The following is a 2,666-nucleotide window of genomic DNA, read 5'->3' as shown; positions in this document are numbered from 1 at the left end:
CAATATATAAAAATAATGAAATTAATTATTTAACTATACCGCTAGGTTATAAATTGTATGATAAGAATTTCACAAAATTAGAATTAGCCAAAATTTTAATACGCAATGTAATGCCTGAACTAACTGAATTTCAAGTAATAGCTTCATGTGATAGTTGGTATACAAAAAAGAATTTTTTAAACATATTATCAGAATATGACAATTTGCAAATTATTGGTGGATTACGAAGTGATACTGTCTTATATGATTTGAAACCAAAACCTACGGGTAAAAGAGGTAGACCAAGAAAAAAAGGTGATAGATTAAATTACAGAAATTTTGATTTTAAAAAGGAAAATAATTTTTTTGTAGCAACAAGAAAATGTATGACAAATTTATATGATAAACCTGTATTTATAACCGTTACAACTACAGATATAAATAAATTCACTTCTGTTAGAATGTATTTGAGTACTGTAGAAATTAATGATATAAATACTAAATATAATAGAAACCCAAAGCAAGAAAGTCTAAATTTATATGAAATTTATAATGCTAGATGGAATATTGAAGTAATGTTTTATCAACAAAAAAATTTTTGGTCATTTGGAGAATACATGATTAGAAATAAAATTGCGATTGAAAAATATTTTAATTTAATAGGCGTAGCCTATTCGGCTGTGATTTTAATTCCGTTTATAAATAAAAATTTTCAAATGTTGCAATTTTGTAGTCCACAAGAAATAAAATATACCTTCGGTGAAAACATAAAGAAGGAATTAATTTTTAGCAAGTTGTTGAAAATAGAGGAAATTAAAGAAAATCTATCTCACCTAAGATATTTGCGCCCATTTAAAGACTTAGATAACTTAGCAAGTTAGATTTTCTTATAAAGTGGTGTTAGATAATTTAGTATATATAAATTATACGAGGAGGGTAGATTTATGAGAGATGTAGTAAGATTGAGCAGATACCTATGTCGTGTTTTGAGACACCACCCAGAGGAAATAGATTTAAAAGTAGATGACAAAGGATGGGCAGATACAACAGAGCTTATAGAAAAAGTAAATACTAAGAAAAAAATAGATATGGAAACTCTAGAATATATAGTGGAAAACGACCAAAAGGGAAGATACAGCTTCAACGAAGATAAGACAAAAATCCGCGTCAATTACGGTCACTCAATACCAGTAAATCCTGATTATGAAATTGCTTCACCAGAGACTATTTTATACCACGGGACTGCTACTAGATTTTTAGATAGTATATTCAAAAAAGGGATACTTAGCAAAGGTAGAAACCTAGTTCATCTATCTAAAGACATAGAGACAGCTCAAATCGTAGGTGCGAGACATGGCGAGCCTATAGTTTTAGAAATAGACACTAAAGCCATGGAGCAAGACGGATATAAATTCTACAAATCTGTAAATGGAATATGGCTTACAGATAAAGTTCCTGTAAAGTACATATCAATAGCCGAAAAAAATATAGAAATTTAACTTACAGCCTTTAAAATATAGAAAAAAACGCACAATTATGTAATAATATAAATTAGAAAAATATATAGAGAGTTGGGAGAGAAAATGGCAGGTGGAATAAAAGAAGAAAATCTAAGTTTGGCATTGAGATATATAGTCGACAATTTTGGAAAAAATACTCTTTTAAATGCAAACAAGGTCGAATCTATATTATCTGATTTGATTCCTAAAGAGCCGACAGAGAAGAACTGGGCAGTAGATGCAATTAATTTAGGAATAGTGAAAATTTTATTAGATGAAAATATTGTAGACGATAAAGGTAGACAGGACGCTATAAAAAAGGCACAGGATGTATTTAAAAGACAGTATGTTGCAGAATTGAGGATGGACTATATTCTAGACAATTTATCGTATGCTTTAGGATGGAGCAATGTAAAGGTAGATAATTTAAAGGAATATGAATTAAAGAAAAAAAGTAAACCATCAAAAAAACTTCAATTAAAAAAGGAAGAAAAGACATACGAAAGCCCTATAAATAAACCAACTGTAGACAACAAGAAGGCTGAGCCGAAAAATAGCAATAAGATTAAGAACGATGAGGAAAAGAATAAGAAAAAGTATCCAAATCCGAACCCTAATCCGAATCCAAAACCAAAGGATCAAAGTAAATTTAATACACAAAATAGCAATAATAAAAAGTTTTTACTACTACTATTAATACCTATAATAATCGTAATTTTTTTAATAACTAAATTATTCTCAGGTGTTGGCGATGTAACAGTATCTGATTTTTATTTTAATACACAATACGATTTACAAGGTTCTACTTATGTATTTGACGAAAATGAAACTGTGGAGTTAAATATTACATTAGATGCAAAGAATCCGGAAAAAATAAATGCGGGTAAGGTATCTTATTCAGTGGATGACGGTAATATATGTAATTATACAAAAATTAGCGATTATAAATGCTCTCTAATAGGAATGGGCGAAGGTAGTACTGTTTTACGTATATACTACGATGGAAAAGAAATTGATTCTATAAATGTTGGCTTTGGAAATATTACAGGTTCAGAAGATGCAAGTGTAGATCAAATACACGCAAGCTCTAATATAACAATGAATGGGCAAAATTACATATTGCCAGTAAATGAAAATGGGCAAATTCAAGTAGTATTAAATGATGAAGACCTTGATGAATCAAAGCTA

Annotated in this window: 3 protein-coding genes; all 3 read left to right on the top strand. The window is 29.2% G+C overall.

What is annotated here, in order from left to right; translation table 11 throughout:
* A partial coding sequence (locus SPD90_RS06725; RefSeq protein ID WP_320924724.1) for an IS701 family transposase occupies nt 1-860 on the top strand: 860 nt, incomplete at its 5' end.
* Between the two features lie 63 nt (nt 861-923).
* Nucleotides 924-1,478, top strand: coding sequence for an RNA 2'-phosphotransferase (locus tag SPD90_RS06720; protein WP_320624743.1), 555 nt, complete (start codon nt 924-926; stop codon nt 1,476-1,478).
* A gap of 84 nt (nt 1,479-1,562) precedes the next feature.
* A partial coding sequence (locus SPD90_RS06715) for a hypothetical protein (RefSeq protein ID WP_320924723.1) occupies nt 1,563-2,666 on the top strand: 1,104 nt, incomplete at its 3' end.

The sequence above is a fragment of the Intestinibacter sp. genome, from assembly GCF_034113885.1.
Classification (GTDB): Bacteria; Bacillota; Clostridia; order Peptostreptococcales; family Peptostreptococcaceae; genus Intestinibacter.
The sequence above is the reverse complement of the archived record's forward strand: the minus strand, read 5'-3'. Positions and strand labels throughout refer to the sequence as shown.